This window comes from Embleya sp. NPDC025285 (assembly GCF_055558835.1).
The window spans coordinates 134946-158730 of the sequence record NZ_JBVHLU010000014.1 but is presented as its reverse complement, the minus strand read 5'-3'; the positions used below and the strand labels follow the sequence as shown (position 1 = coordinate 158730).

The 23785-nt window shown below is 71.6% G+C and carries 20 protein-coding genes and 3 tRNA genes; 12 read left to right on the top strand and 11 right to left on the bottom strand.

Annotated elements, in window-relative coordinates:
* The first annotated feature begins 142 nt into the window (after positions 1-142).
* The 3 genes from ACZ4FV_RS12380 to purM all read left to right on the top strand — a co-directional run bounded on the left by ACZ4FV_RS12380 (position 143) and on the right by purM (position 3711).
* A complete protein-coding gene (locus ACZ4FV_RS12380) occupies positions 143-931 on the top strand; it encodes a maleylpyruvate isomerase family mycothiol-dependent enzyme (protein WP_395864622.1) in 789 nt (262 codons plus the stop codon).
* A gap of 37 nt (positions 932-968) precedes the next feature.
* Positions 969-2525: an amidophosphoribosyltransferase gene (purF, locus tag ACZ4FV_RS12375; RefSeq protein ID WP_395864620.1), complete on the top strand. Its 1557-nt coding sequence runs from the start codon at positions 969-971 to the stop codon at positions 2523-2525.
* Positions 2526-2637: 112 nt separating this feature from the next.
* On the top strand, positions 2638-3711 hold the full coding sequence (gene purM / locus ACZ4FV_RS12370; protein WP_402235772.1) for a phosphoribosylformylglycinamidine cyclo-ligase: 1074 nt from the start codon (positions 2638-2640) through the stop codon (positions 3709-3711).
* Between the two features lie 195 nt (positions 3712-3906).
* Here purM and ACZ4FV_RS12365 read toward each other — a convergent pair whose 3' ends face one another.
* Both ACZ4FV_RS12365 and ACZ4FV_RS12360 read right to left on the bottom strand, forming a co-directional pair.
* Positions 3907-4158 carry a DUF3073 domain-containing protein gene (locus ACZ4FV_RS12365; protein ID WP_020555620.1) on the bottom strand — a complete coding sequence of 84 codons (252 nt, stop codon included), beginning with the start codon at positions 4156-4158 and terminating at the stop codon, positions 3907-3909.
* A 239-nt stretch (positions 4159-4397) separates the two neighbouring features.
* Positions 4398-5498: a Glu/Leu/Phe/Val family dehydrogenase gene (locus tag ACZ4FV_RS12360; protein WP_395864731.1), complete on the bottom strand. Its 1101-nt coding sequence runs from the start codon at positions 5496-5498 to the stop codon at positions 4398-4400.
* Positions 5499-5645: 147 nt separating this feature from the next.
* Between ACZ4FV_RS12360 and ACZ4FV_RS12355 the strand changes: the two genes are divergently transcribed.
* Positions 5646-6527, top strand: coding sequence for a DUF8083 family protein (locus ACZ4FV_RS12355; RefSeq protein ID WP_395864616.1), 882 nt, complete (start codon positions 5646-5648; stop codon positions 6525-6527).
* A 534-nt stretch (positions 6528-7061) separates the two neighbouring features.
* Positions 7062-7268: a developmental transcriptional regulator BldC gene (bldC, locus tag ACZ4FV_RS12350; protein WP_020555617.1), complete on the top strand. Its 207-nt coding sequence runs from the start codon at positions 7062-7064 to the stop codon at positions 7266-7268.
* Positions 7269-8063: 795 nt separating this feature from the next.
* Here bldC and ACZ4FV_RS12345 read toward each other — a convergent pair.
* From ACZ4FV_RS12345 to ACZ4FV_RS12320, 6 genes are all read right to left on the bottom strand, one after another.
* Positions 8064-9275 (bottom strand): glutathionylspermidine synthase family protein, encoded by a 1212-nt coding sequence (locus ACZ4FV_RS12345; protein WP_395864614.1) that lies wholly within the window; start codon positions 9273-9275, stop codon positions 8064-8066.
* A gap of 31 nt (positions 9276-9306) precedes the next feature.
* Complete coding sequence (locus ACZ4FV_RS12340; RefSeq protein ID WP_395864612.1) at positions 9307-9705, bottom strand: hypothetical protein; 399 nt, start codon at positions 9703-9705, stop codon at positions 9307-9309.
* Positions 9706-10026: 321 nt separating this feature from the next.
* Positions 10027-10755, bottom strand: coding sequence for a VIT1/CCC1 transporter family protein (locus tag ACZ4FV_RS12335; RefSeq protein WP_395864610.1), 729 nt, complete (start codon positions 10753-10755; stop codon positions 10027-10029).
* Between the two features lie 219 nt (positions 10756-10974).
* A tRNA-Phe gene (locus ACZ4FV_RS12330) sits at positions 10975-11048 on the bottom strand.
* Between the two features lie 45 nt (positions 11049-11093).
* A tRNA-Asp gene (locus ACZ4FV_RS12325) sits at positions 11094-11168 on the bottom strand.
* 106 nt (positions 11169-11274) lie between these two features.
* Positions 11275-11347 (bottom strand) — tRNA-Glu (locus ACZ4FV_RS12320).
* Between the two features lie 150 nt (positions 11348-11497).
* Between ACZ4FV_RS12320 and ACZ4FV_RS12315 the strand changes: the two genes are divergently transcribed.
* The 4 genes from ACZ4FV_RS12315 (at position 11498) to ACZ4FV_RS12300 (ending at position 16570) form a co-directional block, all read left to right on the top strand.
* Entirely contained in the window at positions 11498-11857 is a 360-nt protein-coding gene (locus ACZ4FV_RS12315) for a metallopeptidase family protein (protein WP_395864608.1), read from the top strand.
* Positions 11858-11988: 131 nt separating this feature from the next.
* A complete protein-coding gene (locus ACZ4FV_RS12310; protein WP_395864606.1) occupies positions 11989-13398 on the top strand; it encodes a hypothetical protein in 1410 nt (469 codons plus the stop codon).
* A 208-nt stretch (positions 13399-13606) separates the two neighbouring features.
* Complete coding sequence (locus ACZ4FV_RS12305) at positions 13607-15922, top strand: DEAD/DEAH box helicase (protein ID WP_402235780.1); 2316 nt, start codon at positions 13607-13609, stop codon at positions 15920-15922.
* Between the two features lie 99 nt (positions 15923-16021).
* A complete protein-coding gene (locus ACZ4FV_RS12300) occupies positions 16022-16570 on the top strand; it encodes a winged helix-turn-helix transcriptional regulator (protein ID WP_395864602.1) in 549 nt (182 codons plus the stop codon).
* A gap of 103 nt (positions 16571-16673) precedes the next feature.
* On the opposite strand, the gene ACZ4FV_RS12295 is transcribed toward ACZ4FV_RS12300, so the two are convergent.
* Together ACZ4FV_RS12295 and ACZ4FV_RS12290 are read right to left on the bottom strand one after the other, a co-directional pair.
* The gene (locus tag ACZ4FV_RS12295; RefSeq protein ID WP_465322584.1) at positions 16674-17900 is read right to left on the bottom strand and encodes a DUF2786 domain-containing protein; all 1227 of its coding nucleotides are present in this window, start codon (positions 17898-17900) and stop codon (positions 16674-16676) included.
* 66 nt (positions 17901-17966) lie between these two features.
* Positions 17967-18779: a DUF6597 domain-containing transcriptional factor gene (locus tag ACZ4FV_RS12290; RefSeq protein WP_465322583.1), complete on the bottom strand. Its 813-nt coding sequence runs from the start codon at positions 18777-18779 to the stop codon at positions 17967-17969.
* A 93-nt stretch (positions 18780-18872) separates the two neighbouring features.
* Between ACZ4FV_RS12290 and ACZ4FV_RS12285 the strand changes: the two genes are divergently transcribed.
* The gene (locus tag ACZ4FV_RS12285; protein WP_395864596.1) at positions 18873-19451 is read left to right on the top strand and encodes a TIGR03086 family metal-binding protein; all 579 of its coding nucleotides are present in this window, start codon (positions 18873-18875) and stop codon (positions 19449-19451) included.
* A 121-nt stretch (positions 19452-19572) separates the two neighbouring features.
* Complete coding sequence (locus ACZ4FV_RS12280; protein WP_465322582.1) at positions 19573-20349, top strand: hypothetical protein; 777 nt, start codon at positions 19573-19575, stop codon at positions 20347-20349.
* A gap of 48 nt (positions 20350-20397) precedes the next feature.
* Here ACZ4FV_RS12280 and ACZ4FV_RS12275 read toward each other — a convergent pair whose 3' ends face one another.
* Complete coding sequence (locus ACZ4FV_RS12275) at positions 20398-23160, bottom strand: helix-turn-helix transcriptional regulator (protein ID WP_465322581.1); 2763 nt, start codon at positions 23158-23160, stop codon at positions 20398-20400.
* Positions 23161-23375: 215 nt separating this feature from the next.
* Between ACZ4FV_RS12275 and ACZ4FV_RS12270 the strand changes: the two genes are divergently transcribed.
* Positions 23376-23753: a nuclear transport factor 2 family protein gene (locus tag ACZ4FV_RS12270; protein WP_395864591.1), complete on the top strand. Its 378-nt coding sequence runs from the start codon at positions 23376-23378 to the stop codon at positions 23751-23753.
* Positions 23754-23785: the final 32 nt, after the last annotated feature.

The following is a 23785-nucleotide window of genomic DNA, read 5'->3' as shown; positions in this document are numbered from 1 at the left end:
GGGGTGGTGCTCTCCCAGCCCTCTTCGCGTGCCTCCGTCCGCGGTGTTATCACTTCCCCCCCCCCCCCGCCCCCCCGCGCGGCGAATCGGTGCAGAAACGAATCGCCTACTCGTCCCCGATCGAGCCCTCTAATCTGCACCCATGACGAGCCGCCCCGCCGCCCCGCGCCCCCGCAAGGTCGACCCGGTCAAGGTGCGCGCCGCGCTGATCGCGCAGTGGCACGCGATGGTGGAGGTGACGTCCCGGCTGACCCCGGCCCAACTCGCGGCTCCCTCCGGGCTGACCGGCTGGTCCACCGCCAACCTGGTCGGCCACTTGGCCGCGAGCGTGCAGGCGGTGCCGCGTTGGCTCGCCGAGCCGATCCCCGGCGGCCCCCCGATCACCGTCGAGCAGTGGGCGAACGGCACCTCCGCGTACGCCGCGGTGGTCTCCGCCATCGCCGACGACATGGCCGAGGCCGGCCACACCCCCGCCGACTTCGTGGACGACGCGATCGCCGCCCTCGACGGCGTCCCGGACACCCGGATCACCATCACCCGGATCGGCCCGATGCGGGTCGCCGACATGCTGGTGACCCGTCTGGTGGAGGGCGTCGTGCACTGCGACGACCTCGAACGCGCGATCGGCGAGCCGTTCCCGCACGACCGGCACGCGCTGGGCACCGTGGTCCGCGCGCTGGCCGACGCGCTGGCGACCAGGGCCCCCGGACACTCGGTCGAGGTCCGCGTCCCGCCGTTCGCCGTAGTGCAGTGCGTCACAGGCCCCCGGCACACTCGGGGCGTTCCGCCCAACGTGGTCGAGACCGACCCCAGGACCTGGCTCCGCCTCGCCACCGGCCGCCTGACCTGGGCGGACGCGGTCGAGGACGGTCGGGTTCTGGCCAGTGGAGAACGCAGCGACTTGTCCGGATACCTGCCACTGATGGGGTGAACCGCGACCGATCCGGCCCTGTCGTAGACTCGATCACGTGCCACGTGGCGATGGACGACTCAACCACGATCTCTTCCCCGGCGAGAAGGGCCCGCAGGATGCCTGCGGCGTCTTCGGCGTTTGGGCCCCCGGCGAAGAGGTCGCAAAACTCACCTACTTCGGTCTCTACGCATTGCAGCACCGCGGAACGGAATCCGCCGGCATAGCTGTGAGCAACGGATCCCAGATCCTGGTCTTCAAGGACATGGGCCTGGTTTCCCAGGTCTTCGACGAAACCACTCTGGGTTCGCTCCGCGGGCACATGGCCGTCGGCCATGCCCGCTACTCGACCACCGGTTCGTCGGTCTGGGAGAACGCCCAGCCGACCTTCCGGGCCACCGCGACCGGCAGCATCGCGCTCGGCCACAACGGAAACCTCACCAACACGGGTGAGCTGTCCCGTCTGGTCGCCGAGCAAGGCCCCGATCGCGGCGAGCTCAACTATCCCTACCAGGGCCGGATCGAGGCCAGCAGCGACACCGATCTGCTGACCTCGCTCCTGGCCGGCAGCCCGGACCTGTCCCTGGAACAGACCGCGATGCAGGTGCTGCCCAAGGTCAAGGGCGCCTTCTCGCTGGTCTTCATGGACGAGACCACGCTCTACGCCGCGCGCGATCCCCAGGGCATCCGGCCCCTCGTGCTCGGTCGGTTGGAGCGCGGCTGGGTGGTCGCGAGCGAGACCGCCGCACTCGACATCGTCGGTGCCTCGTTCATTCGCGAGATCGAACCGGGCGAGCTGATCGCCGTCGACGAGCACGGCCTGCGCACCCGACGGTTCGCCGAGGCCAAGCCCAAGGGCTGCGTCTTCGAGTACGTCTACCTGGCCCGCCCCGACACCACGATCGCCGGCCGAGGCGTCTACGCGTCCCGGGTGGAGATGGGCCGACGGCTCGCCCAGGAGTTCCCAGTCGACGCCGACCTGGTCATGCCGACCCCCGAATCCGGCACCCCCGCCGCGATCGGCTACGCCGAGCAGTCGGGCATCCCGTACGGCAACGGCCTGGTCAAGAACTCCTACGTGGGTCGCACCTTCATCCAGCCCAGCCAGACCATCCGGCAACTGGGCATCCGGCTCAAGCTCAACCCGCTGCGCGAGGTCATCCAGGGCAAGCGGCTGGTCGTCGTCGACGACTCGATCGTGCGCGGCAACACGCAGCGCGCGCTGGTGCGGATGTTGCGCGAGGCCGGCGCGGCCGAGGTACACGTGCGGATCTCCTCGCCGCCGGTGAAGTGGCCGTGCTTCTTCGGCATCGACTTCGCCACCCGGGCCGAGTTGATCGCCAACGGTCTCTCGGTGGACGAGATCGCCAAGTCCCTCGGGGCCGACTCGCTCGCCTACATCTCGATCGACGCGATGGTCGAGGCGACCACCATCCCCAAGGACCGGCTCTGCCGGGCCTGCTTCGACGGGGAGTACCCGATCGAGCTGCCCGACCCCGAGCGGCTGGGCAAGCACCTCCTCGAAGGCATCGAGCAGACCGTCCGCACCGACGTGGACGGCGTGCAGGCCCTCCTCGGCGGCGGCGGGGCCGAGGACGCGCTCCGCCGTCCCTGATCAGCCGAGTCCCCGAGTTCTCTCCTTCGGATCGTCGCGTCGCGTCCCCACCCGGGGCCGCGACGGGGCGCCCCGAGAAGATCCACCGACCCGACCCGAAAGGGCCGCCGCCGTGAGCGACCAGTCCACCCCCACCCCCCGTACCGCGACCTATGCCGCGGCCGGCGTCGACATCGAGGCCGGTGACCGCGCCGTCGAGCTGATGAAGCAATGGGTCGGCAAGGCCACCCGGCCCGAGGTCGTCGGCGGCCTGGGCGGCTTCGCGGGCCTGTTCGACGTGTCCGCGTTCAAGCGGTACGAACGCCCCCTGCTGGCCAGCGCGACCGACGGGGTGGGAACCAAGGTCGCCATCGCGCAGGCGATGGACAAGCACGACACGATCGGCCACGACCTGGTCGGCATGGTCGTCGACGACCTGGTCGTGTGCGGTGCCGAGCCGCTGTTCATGACCGACTACATCGCCACCGGCAAGGTCGTCCCCGAACGCATCGCGGCGATCGTCAAGGGCATTGCCGAGGGCTGCGTGCTGGCCGGCTGCGCGCTGGTCGGCGGCGAGACGGCCGAACACCCCGGCCTGCTCGACCCGAACGAGTACGACGTCGCGGGCGCCGGCACCGGCGTCGTGGAGGCCGACGGCCTGCTCGGCGCGGAGCGGGTGCGCGAGGGCGACGTGGTGATCGCGATGGCCGCCTCCGGCCTGCACTCCAACGGCTACTCGCTGGCCCGGCACGTGTTCTTCACCATCGCCGGCTGGAAGCTCGACCGCGACGTGCCGGAACTGGGCCGCACCCTCGGCGCGGAACTCCTGGAGCCGACCCGGATCTACTCGCTGGACTGCCTCGACCTGGCCCGACGCACCGACGTGCACGCGTTCTCGCACGTCACCGGCGGCGGCCTGGAGGCCAACCTGGCGCGCGTGCTCCCGGCCCACCTGGATGCCCGCCTGGACCGTTCGACCTGGACCCCGGCACCGATCTTCGGCCTGGTCGGCTCGCTCGGCGACGTGGCCCGCGCCGAACTGGAGAAGACGCTGAACATGGGCGTGGGCATGGTCGCGGTGGTCGCCGCGGACGCGGCCGACGCGGCCCTGGCGGTGCTCGCCGAGCGCGGCGTGCCGGCCTGGGTCCTGGGCGACATCGTCACCGGCTCCGGCCGGGCCGTACTGAGCGGCGATCACCGGGCATGACGAAAGCACCCGCGGCGGTCGCCGTCGTCCCGGATCGGGACGGCGGTACCTCCGTGGGCGCGTTCGCGAACACGCCAAACGGCCCGGGGTCGAGTAGTCGTCCTACTCGGTCCCGGACCGGGCGGTGTCACAGCGCACGGGCGCCCCGGCTGAATTGGGCGTTGTCTCCCGTGCTCGAAGAAGAGGAGCGGGGCGTCAACGATGGCGCGATCGGCCGTCGTCTTCCTCGTCCTCGTCATCGTTGTAACGAGCCGAATACCCCGCGTAGGGGTCGTCGAACTCGTCTTCACTCGTGTCGTCGTCAACCTCTGGCTTGCCGATCGGCAAGTCGGTTGGCGACGACGCGCCCAGCTCTTCAGCCAGACGGCTCAGATCCGTACCGCCGCTGTTGTACTTCAGCTGGCGGGCGACCTTTGTCTGCTTGGCCTTGGCCCGGCCGCGCCCCATGGCTCGACCCCCTCAACGACGGGGCTCACGGCCCCGGGTCTTGACACGCGTTCATAGTCAGGGACGGTTCGATGACGCTTGAGAACCGGCCCGTAGGGGATTAACGGTACCTGCTTCCGCCGCCGGACGGTACGTCGCATGGGTGACAGCGGGGCTCGGACCCCGACCGGGCTCTGTCGTTCCGGCTGGTCAGGGGCCTGATCTGGGGTCCTTTGCCGGGTCTGACGATACCGTGTCGGTCAGGTTTGGAGGTAGATGTCACGCAGGCGGCCCACATCCGCCATGCGCCGCTCGGCCAATCTGTCCGCCGCGACGACCGGTGGCACGCCCTCCTCCTCGGCCGACGCGAAGATCTTCGCGGTGATCGCGCGGATGCCGCCGGCCTTGCGCTTGGCCCGCTCGAAGTCGAATCCGTGCCGCTCGTCGGCCACCTGGATCACCCCGCCGGAGTTCACCACGTAGTCCGGCGCGTAGAGCACGCCGCGCTCGGCGAGCGCCTTCTCGATGCCCGGATGCGCCAGTTGGTTGTTGGCCGCGCCGCACACCACGGCCGCGGTCAGCACCGGGACGGTGACGTCGTCGAGTGCGCCGCCGAGCGCGCAGGGCGCGTACACGTCCAGGTCCGGGAGGCGGATCAGGGTGTCGGTGTCGGCGACGAAGTCCACTTCGGGGTGCTCGTGCCGCACCCGCGCCACGGCGCGCTCGTCGACGTCGGTTATCACCACCGAGGCGCCGTCCGCGAGCAGATGCCCGACCAGGTGCCGGCCGACCTTCCCGACGCCCGCCACGCCCACCCGGCGACCGCGCAGCGTCGGACTGCCCCAGCGGTGCTCGGCGGACGCCAGCATGCCCTGGAAGACCCCGTACGCGGTCAGCACGGACGAGTCGCCCGCGCCGCCGTTCTCTGGGGAGCGGCCGGTGACGTAGGCGCACTCCTTGGCGACCACGTCCATGTCGTCGACGTAGGTGCCCACGTCGCACGCGGTGATGTAGCGACCACCCAGGGACTGGACGAAGCGGCCGTAGGCGCGCAGCAGCACCTCGGTCTTGTCCCGGGTCGGGTCGCCGATGATCACGGCCTTGCCGCCGCCGTGGTCGAGTCCGGCGAGGGCGTTCTTGTAGGCCATGCCGCGGGAGAGGTTGAGGACGTCCGCGACGGCCTCCTCCTCGCTCTCGTAGGGGTGGAACCTGGTGCCGCCGAGGGCGGGTCCCAGGGCACTGGAGTAGATCGCGATGATCGCGCGCAGGCCGCTCGCGCGGTCCTGGCAGAAGACGACCTGTTCGTGGCCGGTCGACCTGCCGAACACCAGGCCCGACGTCGTGCCGTCGGGGCCTTCCATCCTGTCGGTCACTGTGGTGACTCCATGGGATCGTGGTGACGTTGGTGCCGCGCGGATCTGCGCGGCGGTTCAAGCCTAGAACCCGTGCGGATCACCGGGTTGGACCTTCTCCACGTCGGGGCCCGCCCGACGTGCCAAGATTCCCTCGTGCGGACTTCGGTGGTTGCCCCCTACGCGGCGTACCTGCGGGTGTACGAGCCGCTTGCCGCGTTTCCCGAACCGGAACGCGAGCGGTGGGCCGCGTACGCCGCCACACAGCCCGCAGGCACCCCCGCGTCGCCCGAGGCGCCCTCGCCCGCCGGACTGACCGCGCAGGAGCACCGGAGCGGCCTGGAGAACCTCCTGGCCACCCCTCCGGTGATCGCGCCACCGCACGAGAGCGAGGACGCCTACGTGCACGTCCTGGACGGCGTCACGGTGATCTGCCCGCGGCAGACCCGGCTGCGCTGCTGGACGGCGCTGGCCGAGTTGCGTCGGGAGTATCCGGCGGCGGTATTGGACGTGTTCTGGCCGCGGTTGGTGATCGACCAGGCCCACGTCGAGCACGAGCGCTGGAAGTCCGCGCATCCCGACGTGCAGCCGCACATCCACAGCAGCACGTGGCACGTCCCGGTGCGCTGGTTCGTGCTGTTCGCGCCGGACGAGCGGGTCCTGGTGCCCGCGGCCGAGGGCGCGGCGGCGGGACCGGGCGAGCTCTACTACCGCACGCCGATGGTGCAGGCCCGGCGGCGGGTGGCCAGGGCGCTGAAGGTGCTCCGCGAGACGGTCGGGGACGGCGCGCTGATCACCGGGCTGGAGAGCGTGGGCCGCTGGCTGGAGGAGTTCCATCCGCGCGCGCTGGTCGAGCTGGACTACGGCGGTCTGGTGCGGCTGATCGGGTCGGGCGATCCGGCCGCCGAGAACTCGGTCGCGGACGTCGCGGAGGGCATCGCCGCACTGGGCTCCGGTGACGGAGCGCGAGCATCGGCCGCCTACCGCAGGATTACGGAGCGTTGGCAATCGGTACGTGCCCTGGAGCACGCGAGCTGAGCAAGCGTCCGCATTTCATGAAGTTTCGGCGTGACCGTCGTCACTCTTTCGTGTTCAGTCACCCCGTGATCTGAAAGCCTCTCAACCTGCTGGTTCGAGTTGTGGGACTCCCAGTCCTCCAGGTTGACGGAGATCGACTCACAACAGGGTGCATACGCCAGCGAATGGTTCGTATATGATGAAAAGGACAAACCAGATGTAGTCGGTCTGGCCGGGTCGAGTCATCGGGGATACTTCGTTGCTGGTGGGACGGGGTGGACACGAGGGGTCGTTCGGGCTCGAGTGACTCATCGTCACAGTCATGTGACTGTCCGCTATGCCTGGTCCTTCGGGATCGCGTGGCTTGAACCCTGGGATGCCAATTCCGGCGGTTTGACCAACCGGGTGCGGCGGATGGTGTACTTGTACTGTGAAGGACAAGCCGTTCGTCCTATAACCGACTTGGCCCTCGTGAACTATTTAGGACATCGTGGGTCAAGGTGCAGAATTTGAAGAAAGAACCGTGTTGGTTCGGTTCTCCCGAGGAGGCCGCTCATGACCGCTCGTACGCCTGATGCCGAGCCGCTGCTGACGCCGGCCGAGGTTGCCAGCATGTTCCGCGTCGACCCCAAGACGGTGACGCGCTGGGCCAAGGCCGGCAAGCTCACGTCGATCCGCACGCTCGGCGGACACCGTCGCTACCGCGAGGTGGAGGTCCGCGCCCTGCTCGCGGGCATTCCGCAGCAGCGCAGCGAAGCCTGAGGGCTGCGTCGAAAAGCTTTTCCCCTGAGTGCTGCACCGGATCCCGCCGGGTCCGGTGCAGCACTCTTTTTGTGCGCCCGGAAGTGCCCCGCGCGTGCCTGTGAGTCCCACTCCGCGTCTGCACGGTCGCAGGAGGTGGGAGCGGGGGGAGCGGCTGGGACGCCGGTTCGGCGTCGCTCCGGGGCGGGTGCCGGGGCCGCGGCGCGGTCGGATCCGGGTCGGTCGGGGGCTGCGGAGGGCCTCGCTCGGCCGCTTCCATCCGGGATTCCCGACGGCGGCCAGTAAAATATCACATAGAATGCGCGGTCGATTTCCGGCCGCCGACGAAAACCATCGCCCTTTAAAACAGTGACCTTGGTCACATGCCGGCTCCGTGTGTGCTTCGACGGGCCGCTCACGGCAGTGGTTCGAACCTCTCCGTCGGGGAGCCGGTCGAAGGGCGGTCGGCCGGGTCCGCCGGCCGGTGCGCCCGCGACCCGGTCGGCCGGGGTTCCGCGGACGTCACGGGGCCGGTGAGCGACGCCGGGGGCACCGGGCCGCGTCGGGTGGGTCGATGGGCGGTCGCCGCGCCGGGCCCGGCGGATGCGCGGGCCGGGCCCGCGGGCGTCGCGGGGACCCGAACCGCGCGGGGTCGGGGGATTCGACGGACCCGGCCCAACGATCGCCGATCGACCACGCTGAGTGATGATCCGGGCCGATCCACCGCGATCGGGATCCCGCCGAATCGCCGGCCTTCGTGACTGTGTGCGAGCAAGGTGACCGGGTTCAGGGGACGCGTGCGCGCGCTGTGTCCGGTCAGTCCTCGTCGAGCCAGGCGAGCCGGGTGTCCTCGTCCGGCGCCGGGCCGTCGATCACGTGCGGCAGGAAGCGGGCGTACCCGTCGGTGACCGGACCACTGGACTCGCGGATGCCGACGCCGGCGGACTTCCCGTCCACCACCCACGCGCCGAGTACGGGCTTGTTGCCGTCGAAGTCGGGCAGCGGCACGTACTCCTGGAAGCACCAGCCCTCGTCGCCGTACGCCTCGGCGGGCTGCACGTGTTCGCCGTCGGGCGTGACGATCCGGATCGCGTCGCCCTCGCGTCCGTGCAGCGGCTTGGCCACATAGGACTCCATGCCGCGCGGTGAGTCCAGGAAGGCGGGCAGCAGGTTCGGGTGGCCGGGATACAGCTCCCACATCACCGCGAGCAGTGCCTTGTTGGACAGGATCGCCTTCCACGCCGGTTCGATGAACAGGCACGACCGGGGGTGGGTGATCAGGTGCTTCCCGAACGGCTCGGCGAGCATGTCCTCCCACGGATAGAGCATGAACATCGTGTCGATGCCCCGCTCCTCCAGGTCCACGAAGCGCAGCCGCTCGCTGTCCCAGCCGATCTCGGCGACCTCCAGACCGATCGTGGTCAGCCCGGCCTCGGTCGCGGTGTCCCGGAGGTAGGCGGTGTGCAGCCACTCCTCCTCGTCCTCGGTGCCCTCCACGTGCGCGAAGTGCATCGTCTCCGAGCGCAGATAGGGCTTGATCCGGCCCCACGCGCGCACGAGTCGCTCGTGCAGGCTGTTCCACTGGTCGCGCTCGGGGAAGCAGTCGCGCAACCAGTACCACTGGACCAGGGAGGCCTCGATCAGCGCGGTGGGGGTGTCCGCGTTGTACTCGAGCAGCTTGGCCGCACGCCCGTCGCCGCCCCACGCGAGATCGAACCGCCCGTAGACGCTCGGGTGTTCCTCCTCCAGGGTGATCCGCAGGTAGTCGCGGGCCTCGTCGGGCAGGCCGAACGCGGTCAGGTCACCGCGCTCGATCACGTGTCGGGCGGCGGCCACGGACATCTCGTGCAGTTCCTCGGTGACGTCCTCGAGCCGGTCGACCTCGTCGAGGGTCAGCTCGTAGTACGCCTCCTCGTGCCAGTACGGCACCTCCGTGCCGTCGTCGTCCTCCCAGGCCGCGTAGAGCAGTCCCTGCGACTCGACGAGTGGCTTCCAGCCCGGTCGAGGCGTGCTGGGTATACGACGCATGGCTCAGGCCCTCCCCGGATGTGACACCGCGTCAGCTTGAACTCTTCGACGGGCACGAGCCGAAGCCGCCGCGTTCGATCTTGCCCTTGCGCGGGCGATCGAAGGATCCCTGCCCGGAGACGAGTGTCATACCCCTGGTCGGACTGAGCGTCTGCCCGCACGAATGCGGCACGTAGTACCAGGACAGACTCGGGTCGGTGCGGCCCAGGCAGCGGAAGTCGTCGACGCGCACGTTGTGCGTCCGGTCCGCGCAGACCTCGGCGTAACCGCTCTTCGCCGAGCTCTTGCCGCCGCCGCTCCCGCACGCGGTGAGTGCGCCGGCGAGGGTCAGCGTCAGGGTCGCCGCGACCGCGGTCGACTTCACGCCGCCCTTGCGTTGCGGACGCGAGCCTGACGACACGAGCCTGGTGGCGCGAGATGGGGTGGCCACGGGTCCTCCGCTCGAAGGGCTGCCGGTGACGGTCCGGTGTGGACCGACTCCGAGGACGGTACCGAGACCTGCGGGCCAACGGTGGCCCCGGGAGGGGGAAACCGGGAAGTCCTCGACGTGCCCGGGGTGATTTGTCGATCGGTGTCGGTGATGTCCGACCCCCGCGATGTCCGTGCGTTCGACGCGGCGGGACGCGGGTGCGGACCGCTCGTCACGGCGGAGTGCACGGGCGGGCGCTGCCAGTGCGGGGGTGTGTACGCAGTGTCACGGCTCGAGAGAAGGCGCGGGCCGGGCGCCCGGCGATCCCGGCGACGGGCCGGGTCAGATCCCGCTCGCGCCGAGCAGGCTGCCCACCGCGTAGGTGACCGCCATCGCCAGTGCCCCGCCCGCGGTGATGCGCACGATCGCGCGGGTCGGCGGCGCGCCGCCCAGCCGGGCGCCGCTCCACCCGCACAACACCAGGGCGACCAGGACGGCGGCCACCGTGATCGGCAGTCGGGCCGAGGCGGGCGGCAGCACGATCGCCAGCAGCGGTAGCAGTGCGCCGACGGTGAAGGCCAGGAAGCTGGCCCCGGCCGCATGCCACGGGTTGGTCAGTTCGTCCGGGTCGATCTTGAGCTCGACCTGGGCGTGCGCGGCGAGCGCGTCGTGTGCGGTGAGCTGTTCGGCCACCTCGCGCGCGAGTCGCCGGGTGAGTCCCTGCTGTTCGTACAGCCCGGTCAACTCGTCGAGTTCGGCCTCGGGTTCGTCGGTCAGCTCGCGGCGCTCCTGGACCAGCGCGGCCCGCTCCGCGTCGCGCTGGGTGCTCACCGAGACGTATTCGCCGGCGGCCATCGACATCGACCCGGCGAGCAGTCCGGCCAGCCCCGCGGTGAGCAACTGCGCGCGCTCGTCGGTGGCTCCGGCGACCCCGACCACCAGGCCCGCCGTGGACACGATCCCGTCGTTGGCGCCCAGCACCGCCGCCCGCAGCCAGTTCAGCCGCGTCCCCATCGCCTCGTCGTGCGGGGGATGGGTGGGCATCCGATCGGGATCGTCCGCGGCGCTCATGGACGAAGTATCACGACGAAGTCCCATGCGGGCGGCGTGGACACGAGCTCGGGCCCCGGGCGGAACCCGAGCGGGTCAGTCCTGCCGGGCCGGTTCGTCGCGGCCGACCTTCGCGTCCCGGTCGTCGTGGTGGCCGGGCGGGGATCCGGCCGGCGATCCGCACACGCAAGAACGCCCCGGACGGGATTCCGTCTGGGGCGTCGGTGTATCCGGCTGCGGTGGCCAGGGGCGGGGTCGAACCGCCGACCTTCCGATTTTCAGTCGGACGCTCGTACCAACTGAGCTACCTGGCCTCGATGGATCAGGGCGCCTTTCGGCGCCCCGATCTTTCCATCTTGCGGTCCTGACGGGATTTGAACCCGCGGCCTTCACCTTGACAGGGTGACGAGCACTCCAAACTGCTCCACAGGACCTCTACGATCTCCACCCGGCTTCCCGGGTTTCCCTCGCGGTGTTTCGTGTTGAACCCTACCGTACTGGCTGTCCGGCTTGTTGCGGCCCCCGAGGGGGTTTGTTGCGTGCCCCCAACGGGATTCGAACCCGTGCTACCGCCTTGAAAGGGCGACGTCCTAGGCCACTAGACGATGGGGGCTTGTTGGCCGTGTCCGGCGTCTTGTTGCCGTCGGGGACGTCCCGAACTATACGGGGTTTTCGGCGGCGCTTGCAAAACAGATAGCCGGGGGCCCGCGCGGGCCCGCGTACGCACCCCCCGGAGTGGGCGCGGAGGCCGCAGAATGGGGGCGTGCTGGAGATGTCGCGCGAGGAGTTCGAGGAACTGGTGGCCGAGGCCCTGGACCGGATCCCGCCTGAGCTGACCAAGCTCATGGACAACGTGGCGATCTTCGTCGAGGACGAACCGGCCCCCGACGGCGAGCACGGGACCAACCTGCTCGGCCTCTACGAGGGCATCCCACTCACCGAGCGTGGGGATTGGTACGCGGGTGTGCTGCCCGACCGGATCACCATCTACCGCAACCCCATCCTGCGGATCTGCGAGACGTACGAACACGTCGTCGAGGAGGTGGAGGTGACCGTCGTGCACGAGGTCGCGCACCACTTCGGGATCGGCGACGAGTGGCTGCACGAGCACGGGTACGGCTGAGCGCTCGTCGGCGAGCCGGGACAGGCCGGATCGCGTGCGCTCCCGTCGTGCGCTCACGCGCCGCGGCCGAACGGGTGACGGGCGATGCTCCGAAATTGGAGCGGGACTTTTGCCGTGCCCATGCTGAAGCGGTGACCACGCAGGGGGACATCGGGCCGGTGCCGGACTTCGTCGAGGATGAGCCGGAGTTTCCCGGAACCGGGTCGTTGACCCGTGTGGGCGAGCACGACTCGACCGTGCCGCGCGCTCGCGAGGGCGAGTGGCGGCGGTCGGCGGGCCCCGAGGCATACGAGCCGGTCGCGGGTGAGGCGTGGGGGAGCCCGGAGCCGCGGATGCGGGAGGCGGGCGGCGACGTCGAGGAGACGGATTCGAGCGGGTCCGTCGGGTCCGACCCGCGGTTCGCGCCGTCGGCCGGCCCGGTCGACCAAGTCGCGCCACCAGCGGGTGAGTTCGCCCCGTTCCGGACGACCGGCGAACTCACCTCCGAGTTGGCTCGGGTCTGCTACGGCGAACCGGTCTCGATGCTCACCCGGTGGTTCGGCGAACCGGCCGCCCCGCGGGCCGGCGCGGTGGAACACGGATCCGCGTCGCCGAACCGGCGGGCGACCGGGCGGCGCAGGTCCGCGCACCGGGCCCACCGGGCCGCCGAGACCGCGCGCACCGAGGTCGCGAAGGGCGTTTCGGACGGGCGATCGGCAAGCGTCGGCTGGGAGTTCGCCGCCGTCGTCGTGGTGCCCGCGCTCGTGCTCGCCGGGCTGCTCTACTACTTCGGCTGGGCTCGTGCCTCGGCCCGGTCCGCCTATCTCGGGTTCGACGAGAGCGTGCTGGACACGCCGGCCCGGGAGTACCTCGCGGACGGCCTGCGCGCGCTGTACCGGCCGCTGCTCGTGGCCGTCGCGGCTCTGCTCGCGGCCCGGGCGGCGCATCCACGGCTGCTGGTGTGGCTGCGCCGGCACCGGCGGATCGCCGCGTGGTGCACGTGGGCGCTGCGCTGCGGGTGGTTCGCGGTGCCCGGCGCGACCTGGGTCGCGGTGCATCGGTGGCCGGCCCGCGGTGCCCAGTGGTGGTCGCTGTTGTTGCCGTGCGCGCTCGCGGCGGGGCTGTTGGTCTGCGCGTACGGGGTGCTGCTGTCGCGGCGGATCGGCGCGCATCGGCGCGATTCCGGAGCCGGGGCCCGGCCGTGGTCGCCGTCGGCGCTGCTCGTCGCCGCCGCCGTGGTGTTGTGCCTGTTCTGGGCCTCGGGGGCGTACGCGAAGGTGTCCGGGCGCGACGCGGGCAAGGCCGTCGCGCAGCAACTGCCCAGGCGGACGGGCGTGGTGCTGTACTCGGTGCAGGATCTGCGGATGCGATCGGACGACGGCGTCGCGGTCGAGGAAGAAATCGGTGCTTCCTATCGTTACCGCTACACCGGACTGCGCTTGTTGCGCCGTGCCCCGGGGACGCTGTTCCTGCTCCCCGAGCACTGGTCGTGGCAGCGTCCGAGGCTGCTCGTCGTGCACGAGGACGCACGCCTGAGGGTCGAGTACGAACGCACCCGATAGGCATGAACGAGCAGTGATCGGGTACGCTGGTGAATCGCTTTGCCCATATCCAGGCGCCGCCATGAGTCGCGGCGCCTCGTAGGCTCGTTCTGGTGCTCCGCAGAAGTGTCGCTTTCTCGTGCGACCACATTTCGGCTGCGGACCTTCGAGACGGGCCGCATCCGGAAGGTTTTGCATGCCCCCCTATGCCAATGACACTGCTACGCCCATGCCCGGCACCGAAGGTGCCGAGGTGCAGGAGGGTGTGGCGGATGCGCAGGCAGCCGAGGTGACCGAGGTCGCCGCGGAGATTACCGAGATCACTCCCGAGGTCGTCGAGAGCGACGACACCACCGACGGCGACACCGGGTTCGCGGCGCAGGACGAGGCCGCGACGGACGCCGATGCGAACACCGACGACGACACCGACACGGATGTCGACGCGAGCGTCGAGGACGACGCCGCCGACGAGGCCGGGCTCGACGAGGCGGACGACGCCTCGGACGAGGTCGAGGCCAAGCCCGAACCGACCGGCCCCAGCTTCGCCGAGTTCGGTCTGCACAAGGACGTCGTGGACGCGCTCGCGCGCCGCGGCGTGACCCACCCGTTCCCGATCCAGGCCGCGACGCTGCCGGACGCGATGGCCGGCAAGGACATCCTCGGCCGCGGCCGGACCGGTTCCGGCAAGACGCTGGGCTTCGGTCTGCCGATGCTGACCCGTCTGTCCGGTCGCAAGGCCCGCGCCCGTCGCCCCCTCGCGCTGATCCTCACGCCCACGCGTGAGCTCGCGATGCAGGTGCACGACGCGCTGGAGCCCTACGGTCGCATCCTCGACCTGCGGATGAAGACGGTCACCGGCGGCATGTCGATGCCGAAGCAGATCTTCGCGCTGGAGCGCGGCGTGGAGATCCTGGTCGCCACCCCCGGTCGGCTCCAGGACCTGGTCGACCGCGGTTCGGCCGTGTTGGACAACGTCGAGATCACCATCCTCGACGAGGCCGACCAGATGGCGGACATGGGCTTCCTGCCCGAGGTCACCGCGCTGCTCGATCTGATCCCGGCCGGTGGCCAGCGGATGTTGTTCTCCGCGACGCTGGACAAGGGCGTGGACGCGATCGTCCGCAAGTACCTGGACAACCCGGTCACCCACTCGGTGGACCCGCACGCGTCCTCGGTCACCACCATGTCGCACCACGTGCTGGTCGTGCAGCCGAAGGACAAGACGTACGTCACGGCGGCCATCGCGGCCCGCCGCGGGCGCACGATGATCTTCGTGCGGACCAAGTTCGGCGCCGACCGCGTCGCGCAGCAACTGCGTGAGGCCGGCGTGCGCGCCGAGGCCCTGCACGGCGGGATGACCCAGGGCGCGCGCACCCGCACTCTGGCCGAGTACAAGGAGGGCCGCACGCCGGTCCTGGTCGCCACCGACGTCGCCGCCCGCGGCATCCACGTCGACGGCATCGACCTGGTCCTGCACGTGGACCCGGCCGCCGACTCGAAGGACTACCTGCACCGCGCGGGTCGTACCGCGCGGGCCGGCGAGGCCGGCGCGGTGGTCACGCTCGCGCTGCCGCACCAGCGCCGCACGGTGGATCGCCTGATGGAGGACGCCGGCGTCGAGCCGACCCGCCTTCGGGTGCAGGGCTCCAACGACCCGGAGATGCGCAAGCTGACCGGCGCGCGCACGCTGTCCGAGGTCAAGGCGCAGTCCGTGGCGGACGCCGCGGTCGAGGCCGAGGCCGAGGCGGAGCGCCTCGCGGGTCGCATCATCGAGCTCAAGGCCGAGGCCGCCGAGCTGCGCCGCAAGGCCGCCGAACTTGCCGAGGCGGCCAAGAACGGCGACGCGCCGGTGCGGACCGAGCGCTACGAGCGATCGGACCGCGGCGACCGCGGTGGCGACCGGCGCGAGGGTGGCTACCGGGGCGACCGTGACCGCGGCAGCGACCGTCCGCCGTACGGCGGCGACCGTCGTGGCGGCGCGCCGCGTGGCGACCGGCCGTCCTATGGCGACCGCGCCCCGCGTGGTGGCGACCGTCCGTCCTACGGCGGCGGCGACCGGCGTGAGGGTGGCTACCGGGGCGACCGTCCGTCGGGCGACCGCGGCCCGCGTGGCGACCGTCCCGCGTACAACGACCGTCCGGCGTACAACAGCGGCGACCGCGCCCCGCGCACGGGTGACCGGCCGTCCTACGGCGACCGGGCCCCGCGTGGTGGCGACCGTCCCGCGTACGGGGACCGCGCGCCGCGTACCGGCGACCGCCCGTCCTACGGCGGCGGCGACCGGCGTGAGGGTGGCTACCGGGGCGACCGTCCCTCCTACGGGGACCGTGCGCCGCGCAGCGGTGACCGTCCCGGCTACGGCAACGACCGCGCCCCGCGCGGCGACCGTCCGACGTACAACAACGACCGGCCGGCCTACAACGACCGCCCGTCCTACGGCGGCGAGCGTTCGCACGACCGTGCCCCGCGTCGGGACGGTCACTACGACCGTCCGGCCGGTGGCCCGGCGGGCGACCGCAAGCCGCGCTGGAAGCGCGACGCCTGAGCGTCGGGTGACCGAGCTGTAACTGACGTCTAGTCAAAAACACTGAGCGGGGCGGGATCGATCGCGTATCGATCCCGTCCCGCTCAGTAATGTGGCGACATGAAGCGGACCTCGTTCGGAAGCTGGCCGTGCTCCATCGCGCGCGTCCTCGAGTTGTTCGGCGACGGGTGGACGCCGCTCGTGTTGCGTGAGGCGTCCTACGGGGTCCGGCGGTTCGAGGATCTCCAGGAGAACCTGGGGATCGGCCGCAACGTGCTGGCGCAGCGGCTGAACAGGCTGGTCGAGGAGGGCCTGCTCGACCGGGTTCCGTACGAGGAGCGGCGGCCCCGGCACGAGTATGTGCTGACCGCCAAGGGGCGCGACTTCTTCCCGGTGCTGGTGGCGATCGGGCACTGGGGCGACACCTGGCTCGCGGACGAGACCGGGCCGCCGGTGGTCTACCGGCACGGCGGCTCCGAGGGACACGAGGCGCAGGCCGCCGTGATCTGTGCGGTGTGTGGCGACCCGCTCCATCTGGAGGACGTCGAGCCGTTGGCGGGACCGGGTATGACGGCGCGTCAGGCGCATCGAGCGGTGGCCGAGGGGCGTTGCGGGGCGCCCACCTCGGCGGTGCCGGCGCAACGGGGGACCTGGTTGCCGGGGATGTAGCGGCCGGCGGGTCGCTCGGGTCGCCTGGGTCGTCCGGGCCGCCTGCCTGCTCGGCCCCGGCCGCGATGCGGGTGCGGGTCGATGCTCGGGGGGTGTGCGCCGGTTACGGGCGAGCCGGTTCGCCGCGCTCCAGCTTGTCCCGCAGGCCCAGTTCGGCCCGGTCGGCGGCGGCTTGGCCGTGTCGCCATCCGTCCGCGTCGCGGCCGCGCAGACGGTGTGTGGTCTTGGTGGGGAACATCCGCTCGGTGGTCTCCTGGACCGCGACGTCGCGCGCGGCCAGGACCGGCAGCAGGCGGTTCTCGGCGGCCCGGTCCGCGCTCGCCTCGGCCTCCTCCTTCGCGGCGGTCAGCCGCTCGCGGATCCGGTCGGCGTAGGCGATCAGGAACGACTGGCGGAAGGTCTTGGTCCGGCGCGAGCGGCCGGACTCGTGGTAGCGCGAGCCGGCCCGGTTCATCGCGGCGGTGGCCTGCACCAGGAGCGAGGTGTAGAGCAGTTCGACCGCGTCCAGGTCGGAGTCGAAGCCGACCACGGTGGAGAAGCCCAGCGTGCTCGACCAGATCGCCTGGCAGCCGTTGGCGTCGGCGACCGCGTCGAGCAGCAGTGCCTTGGCGCCCTCGTACGGGTTGTCCACGCCGATCCGGCACGCGGCGGGGGCGTGGCGCGAACCCTCCTGCGCGCCCAGCAGCGCCTCGTCGATCCGATGCCGGGTCATCAGCTCCTGCGCCTTGGCGGTGAACGCCTCCGCCTCCTCCGGGAATTCGCTCGACTCGGCCTTGGCGAGCAGAGCGCGCACCCGGCCGAGTTGGCGGGGTTCGCCGGTGGCGGGCTGCTTGCGGGCCGGCTCCTGGAAGGACGCGGCGGCGAGTGGCTCGATGGCGGGCAGCCGGGCGACGCAGCGGAGCAGTTCGAGCACGCGCGCGGCGGTGCCGAAGCGGTCCAGATGCTCCCGGGCGCCGAGTTCGGCGAGGTAGGCGTCGTCCGAGCTCCACCACGGGGTGCTCGCGTCCAGATCGTGCAGTTGGGCGGTCCACCGGCGGCCGGTGCCCGGGTGGCTGCGGGCCTGCGCGGCGACCACGTCGGCGGCGAGCGCGGCGTGCCGCTCGCCCAGCTCGCGGGTGACCGCGCGAACCACGTCGGCGGGTTGCCAGCCGCGCCGCCAGCAGCCGTCGGCGACGCGCTCGTACAGGGCGAGCACGGCGCGCGAGATTTCCGGCCAGTCGCCGGCGGAGGCCGCGAGCAGGGACGCGCCGAGGTCGATCGTGTCCTCCAAGGCGTCGTCGGACGCGCTCAGGACGGCGTGGAATCGGGTTTCGACGAGCGTGGTGGGCACCCGTCAAGGATTGCATTGTCGGCGCGTGAACGATTCGGGCCCGGTCGGGCCGCCGCGCGCGGGTGCTCAGGTGCGGGCGTAGCGGCCCGGTGCGGTGCCCACGGTGGCGGTGAAATCGCGGGTCAGGTGGGCCTGGTCGGCATAGCCCAGATCGGCCGCGAGCGCGGCCCAGTCGATCCCGGCGCCGTGCTCGGCCCGTTCGGCGACCTCCTGGAGGCGGGCCCGGCGGAGCACCCACTTGGGGCCGACCCCGACGTACTCGGCGAACAGGCGCTGGAGGCGGCGGACCGGGACGCCGACCTCCTCGGCCAGGTCGTCGACCCGGAACAGGTTCGGGTTCGTGGTGATGCGCTCGACGATCGCGGCGACCTCGGCCACCGCGGGGTCGAGGTCGGGCGGGGCCTGGGTCGGCCCGGACAGCACGCCGCGCAGCCAGGTCTCGGCCAGGACGACCCGGTCGGCCTCGGCGGCGGTGCCGAGCACGCGCTCGCCGACCTCCGCGACGGTCGGGCCGAACAGGTCGACCGCGGGCAGCACCCGATCGGTCAGCGCCGCCACCGGACCGCCCAGGACGGACCGGAAGCCGCCCGCGCGGAACCGGATCCCGAACACGTGTCCGGCGCCGATCAGCTCGCGCTCGAACACGTCCCGCACCACGCCGTACACGGCCGGGTACGGCTGCTCGAAGACCACGTGCACGTTGGGGTGCGAGAGCACCTTCTGCTTGAAGGGCGCCCGACCGTGCAGGTCCCAGCGCACGATCCAGTGGTAGTCGACGAAGGGTGCCAGGTCGGGGGCCGGCTCGTACCGGCTCACGTTCCAGTTGCCCGGTTCGACGGCCGCGCGCAGCACCCCGCGAGCGCGATCGGGAAGTGTCATGTCTCCACCGTAGCCGGCGCCGGTGACACCGCCCGTCGAGCCCTGTCGCGTTTGTTCAAGACCGGTTTCCGCAGGTCGCATAGCGTCTGACGCATGAACATTCACCACCTCTTCGTCGAAGCCGCCGCGGAAGCCGACCGGATCGCCCACGGTGTTCCGCCCGAGCCCGCGGCCGGGCCCACGCCGTGCGGCGACTACGACACCCGGGCGCTGATCAACCACTGGGTCGTGTTCACCTCGCACGGCATGGAGCACCGGGCGCTGCGTACGACGCTGCCGGAGGAGATGACCACGCGCGATTTCGTCGCCGAGCCCGACTGGGCCGACGCGTACGCCGCGCAACTGGGTCGCGCGGTCGCGGCGTGGGCCGATCCGCAGGTGTGGGAGGGCGAGATCGACTTCGGCGGCGGCGGCACCATGCCCGCGACGGAGATCGCCGAGATGCTCCTGTTGGAGTCGGTGCTGCACGGTTGGGACGTGGCGCGGGCGACCGGCCAGGACTATCGGGCGTCGGCGGAACTGGGTGAGGCGATCGAGGGCATCGTGACCAAGTACGCGCAGATGTACCGCGAGTACGCCGGCTTCGCCGAGCCGGTGGCCGTCGGGGAGGACGCGAGCGCGTTCGAGCGTGCGCTCGGCGCGTCCGGCCGGGACCCGCGCTGGAAGGCCTGACGGCGGCCCGACCGCGGCGGCCGGTGGTCGGGATCGTCGCGCGCGCGGGGAATCCGGGCGGGAGCGGGACGGCTGTGCCTATGGTGGCCGCTGAACCCACTCGGAGGCATGCGTGGCAGCGATGGCGACACTCGATGGTTTCGGTTGTACGGTCCGATTCAGCCCGGGCGCGCGGGAGCGGGCCGAGTTCGTCGCCGGGCGTGTGGATCGTGCCGCCGCGTGGTTGGGCGAACGGCTGGGCTTCGCGCCGCGAATACGGTTGTCCGTGGCGAACGCGGCGGACTGGGACGGCGTGGCGACGGTGCCGCTGTACGGCACGCCGCAGGGCGCACAGGACCACCTGCGGGTGGCCGCCGACGACGGCTGGTTCGGCACCGAGTTGTTCGCCGCGATCCGGCCGCACCTGGGCGCCGGGACGGCCCGGGCGGTGCGTGCCGTGTACGGGGAGCCGCCCGCGCTGCGGCCGTACTTCGACCTGGTGGCGGTGCACGAGCTCACCCACCTCTTCCAGGACCAGGTCTGGCCCGGGTATCCGGGCATGTGGATCGCCGAATTGCACGCGAACCTGGCGATGGTCGGCTACGCGCACGAGGTGGAGCCGGAGCTGCTGCCGGCCCTGCGGGCCTTCACCTCGACCGTGGACGACCTGCCGGTCGAAATCACCCCGGTGCGCGAACTCGCGGACATGGAGCGCTCCTTCGAGCACGGCGCGATCAACTTCGCGTGGTTCCACTTCACCCTGACCCGGGCCGCGGAACGGTTGTGGGCGGCCGAGGGTGCGGAGGTGCTGCGCGCCGTGTACGAGCACATCCGCGCCGGGGGCGGGGCCGAGCACCCGGCGCTGCGGCAGGTCGCGGCGGAGTGGGACCGGCACGCTCGGGCCGACGCCGTCGGCTGAGCACGGCGGGCGGCGGTCCGGGCGGGCGGCGGCGGTCGCGGGTCGCGGTCAGCCGGGGCGGCCCGCCAACTCGGGGATCGCGGACAGTTCGGTGCGCGAGACGATGCCGAGCTTGGGATAGGCCTTGTACAGGTGGTGGCCGACGGTGCGCGGGCTCAGGAACAACTGGGCCGCGATGTCCCGGTTGGACAATCCCTGCGCGGCGAGCCGGGTGATCTGCAACTCCTGCGGGGTGAGCAGCGCGAGCACGCCGGCGGGGCGGGGACCCTGCGGCGTCGCGCTGCCGCCGATCGCGCCCAGTTCGGTGCGGGCGCGATCCGCCCAGGACCGGACGTCCAGGCGGTCGAACTCCTCCAGGGCGATGCGCAGCCGGTCGCGCGCGTCGGTCTTGCGGCGCATCCGGCGCAGCCATTCGCCGTACAGCAGCCCGGTTCGGGCCCGCTCCAGCGGCCGGCGCTCGCTCTCGTGCCGGGCCAGCGCGGCGAGCCAGAGCTCCTCGGCCGCGTCGTCGTCCGCCAGCAGCGCGCGGCAGCGCAGCACCAGCGCGTCGGCCCAGCGTTGGTCGGCGCGGCGGGCCCACTGCTCGAAGCGGGCCAGCGGCTCGTGCGCGCGCTCGGGGGCGCCGAACCGGACGGCGGCCTCGACCAGGTCGGGAATCGAACGGGTCGCGCAGATGTGATGGCGCATCGGTGCCCGGGTGAGCCGCTCCAGCCGGTTCAGCGCCGATTCGGGCCGGCCCAGACCCAGGTCGAGCAGTCCCAGTGCCCACGCCGACCACGGCGCGCCGGCCGGCATCGCGCTGCCCACACCGCCGGCCAGCGCCGCGTCGGCGTGCCGGTGGGCGGCCTCCTCGTCGCCGGATACGCCCGCCAGGTAGGCCAGCACGCTCTCGAACTGGCTGATCCACTGCTGCTGACCGCTGTCCTGCGCGATCCGCAGCGCCTCGGACGCGGTGGCCAGGGCGTCGGTGTGCCGACTCTCGAAGACCTCGGCCTCGGCCACGAAGAACAGGATCGTCGGCAGCCGACCGATCCCGCCGTGCAGCCGGCTCTCGGTGGCGAACATCGCCGCGATGTCGTGCGCGTGCACGTCCTGACCGAGGGTCAGGCCCACGCCGCAGGCGAGCAGCAGGTCGCGCAGCTCTTCGTTGCCGGTTCGGTGGGCGACTCGGACGAGGTCGCCGAGGTCGGGGCGCTCGGGATCGGGGCGCTGGGATTCCGGGTGCTCGGTGTCCTCGTTCGGCGGGAAGGCGGCGATGATGAAGTCGGCGACCGGGGTCACGGAGGCCGTCGCCGGCAGGTCGAGCGCGTGCAACGCCCGTACCGTGGAACGTACTTGCTCCTCGCCCAGATACCACGCGGTGTGCATCGCCTGGAGCAGCGTGCGCGCCGCGCGCTCCGGGTGGGTCACGGCGGTCAGCTCGGCGCCTCGGTGCAGCAGTTCGTGCGCACCGGCGAACGCGCCCTGCCAGAAGTCGGACAGGGCGCGTACGTGCAGCAGCCGGGCCCGGATCGCGTCGTCGGTCGCGCCGGCTTGGGCCCGCTCGGCGAACGTGCGGGCGCGGTCCAATTCGCCCGCCTCGGACGCGGCCTCGGCGGCCAGCACGAGCCGGCGGGTGCGGGCCTCGACGTCCTCGGTCAGGCGCGCGGCCTTCTCGTAGGCCAGTGCGGCGGCGAGGTGGCCGCTGCGTTCGCGGGCGCGTTCGCCGGTGCTCTCCAGGGCGGCGGCGGCCGGCTCGTCGACACCGGTCGCGGCGGCGGCCAGGTGCCAGGCGCGGCGGTCCGCGTGATCGGGCGCGTCGAACGCGGCGGCCAGCGCGCGGTGGGCGGCGAGCCGGCGGTCGATCGGCGCTCGCTGCTGGACCGCCGCCCGGATCAGCGGGTGCCGAAAACGCAGCCGGTCGTCGTCGACCACGATCAGCGACGCCTCCTCAGCGGCGGCCAGATCGGTGGGGCCGGCGCCGAACTCGGCGCCGGCCCGGAGCAGGATGCCCAGTTCGCCGGAGTCGTCGCTCGCAGCCAGGAGCAACAACATCCCGGTTCGCTCGTCGAGCCGGGTGACCTGGCCGTGGAAGGCGATCTGCAGTCGACTGGTGAGCGGCAGCGCGCCCGGGCGAAGGGTGTCGCCGGACCGTTCGCCGGCGAGGGCGACCGGCAGTTCGATCAGCGCGAGCGGGTTGCCCTGGGCCTCGGCGAGCACCCGGTAGCGGGCGGTGGCGGACAATTCCCCGGCCTGGCCGGCCAACAGCGCGCTCGCGTGCTCGGCCCGCAGCGCGCTCAGGCGCAGCTCGGGCAGGCCCGGGACGGAGAACGCGTGGCGGTCGTCGCGTGCGGCGAAGATCAGCGCGATGCCCTCCGCGTACAGCCGGCGGGCGGCGAACACGAGCGCGTCGTTGGAGGCCCGGTCCAGCCACTGTGCGTCGTCGACGACGCACAGGAGCGGGCCGTCGCCGGCGTACTCGGACAGCAGCGACAACACCGCCAGGCCGACGAACATCGGTTCCGAGCGCTCGCCCACGGCCAGCCCGAACGCGGCCTTCAGGGCCTGCCGCTGCGGGTCGGGCAGTCGGTCCAGGTACCCCAGCGCCGGGCGGAGCAGCAGGCTGAGTCCGGCGTAGGGGAGTTCGGCCTCGTATTCGACGCCGGTGCCCCGGATGGTGCGCAGGCTCGTGCCGGCGATTACGTGATCCAGGAGGGCCGTCTTGCCGATGCCGGGCTCACCGCGCACGACGAGCACGCCACTGTGGCCCTTCTCGGCGTCCGCGAGCAGTTGTTCGATGGTCGTCAGCTCGGAGTCTCTGCCGTACAACATCTCTCGCCGTCCCCGTGTCTAGCGATCTCGTGCCGGTGCCCTACCGGTCCGGTACTGGTCCGGTACTCATCCGGTACCGATCCCACCTGCGGATCCCCCCGCGCCAAAGTACCTATGCGGGACTGATTCCCGTCGGTTCGGGGCTCCGTAGGTTCATGTCCAACGGAGCTCGCCGGAACGGCCGGAAGCCCGGAGGAAGCACAAGGACGGTCACCATGACCACGAACATCGACTTCACCGCCCTGGCCGAGCGCTACATCGCCGCCTGGAACGAGGCCGACCCGGGCGCCCGCCGCAAGCTGGTCGAGGCGGTCTACACCGCGGACGCGGTGTACGTCGACCCGCTGGTGGTGGCCGAGGGTCACGACGCGATCGACGCGACGCTGGGCGCGGTACAGGGGCAGTTCGCCGGCCTGGTGTTCAGCCTCGGTGGCGCGGTCGACGGGCACCACGACCTGGCGCGTTTCACGTGGAACCTCGGCCCGGCGGGCGAGGAGGCCATCGTGGTCGGCTTCGACGTGATCCGGATCGCCGAGGACGGTCGGATCGCTCGGGTGAGCGGCTTCCTGGACAAGGTTCCGGCGGGGTTGTGACCGTTCGTCGAGTTCTCGGCAGGTTTCCGGCG

Coding starts and splice junctions, on each gene's coding strand:
- ACZ4FV_RS12285 (WP_395864596.1), top strand. CDS start 18,873: ATGAACATTCACCACCTCTTCGTCGAAGCCGCCGCGGAAGCCGACCGG.
- ACZ4FV_RS12300 (WP_395864602.1), top strand. CDS start 16,022: ATGAAGCGGACCTCGTTCGGAAGCTGGCCGTGCTCCATCGCGCGCGTC.
- ACZ4FV_RS12360 (WP_395864731.1), bottom strand. CDS start 5,498: ATGGAAGGCCCCGACGGCACGACGTCGGGCCTGGTGTTCGGCAGGTCG.
- ACZ4FV_RS12380 (WP_395864622.1), top strand. CDS start 143: ATGACGAGCCGCCCCGCCGCCCCGCGCCCCCGCAAGGTCGACCCGGTC.
- ACZ4FV_RS12365 (WP_020555620.1), bottom strand. CDS start 4,158: ATGGGGCGCGGCCGGGCCAAGGCCAAGCAGACAAAGGTCGCCCGCCAG.
- ACZ4FV_RS12290 (WP_465322583.1), bottom strand. CDS start 18,779: ATGACACTTCCCGATCGCGCTCGCGGGGTGCTGCGCGCGGCCGTCGAA.
- ACZ4FV_RS12280 (WP_465322582.1), top strand. CDS start 19,573: ATGGCGACACTCGATGGTTTCGGTTGTACGGTCCGATTCAGCCCGGGC.
- ACZ4FV_RS12305 (WP_402235780.1), top strand. CDS start 13,607: ATGCCCGGCACCGAAGGTGCCGAGGTGCAGGAGGGTGTGGCGGATGCG.
- ACZ4FV_RS12270 (WP_395864591.1), top strand. CDS start 23,376: ATGACCACGAACATCGACTTCACCGCCCTGGCCGAGCGCTACATCGCC.
- ACZ4FV_RS12275 (WP_465322581.1), bottom strand. CDS start 23,160: ATGTTGTACGGCAGAGACTCCGAGCTGACGACCATCGAACAACTGCTC.
- ACZ4FV_RS12345 (WP_395864614.1), bottom strand. CDS start 9,275: ATGCGTCGTATACCCAGCACGCCTCGACCGGGCTGGAAGCCACTCGTC.
- bldC (WP_020555617.1), top strand. CDS start 7,062: ATGACCGCTCGTACGCCTGATGCCGAGCCGCTGCTGACGCCGGCCGAG.
- ACZ4FV_RS12335 (WP_395864610.1), bottom strand. CDS start 10,755: ATGAGCGCCGCGGACGATCCCGATCGGATGCCCACCCATCCCCCGCAC.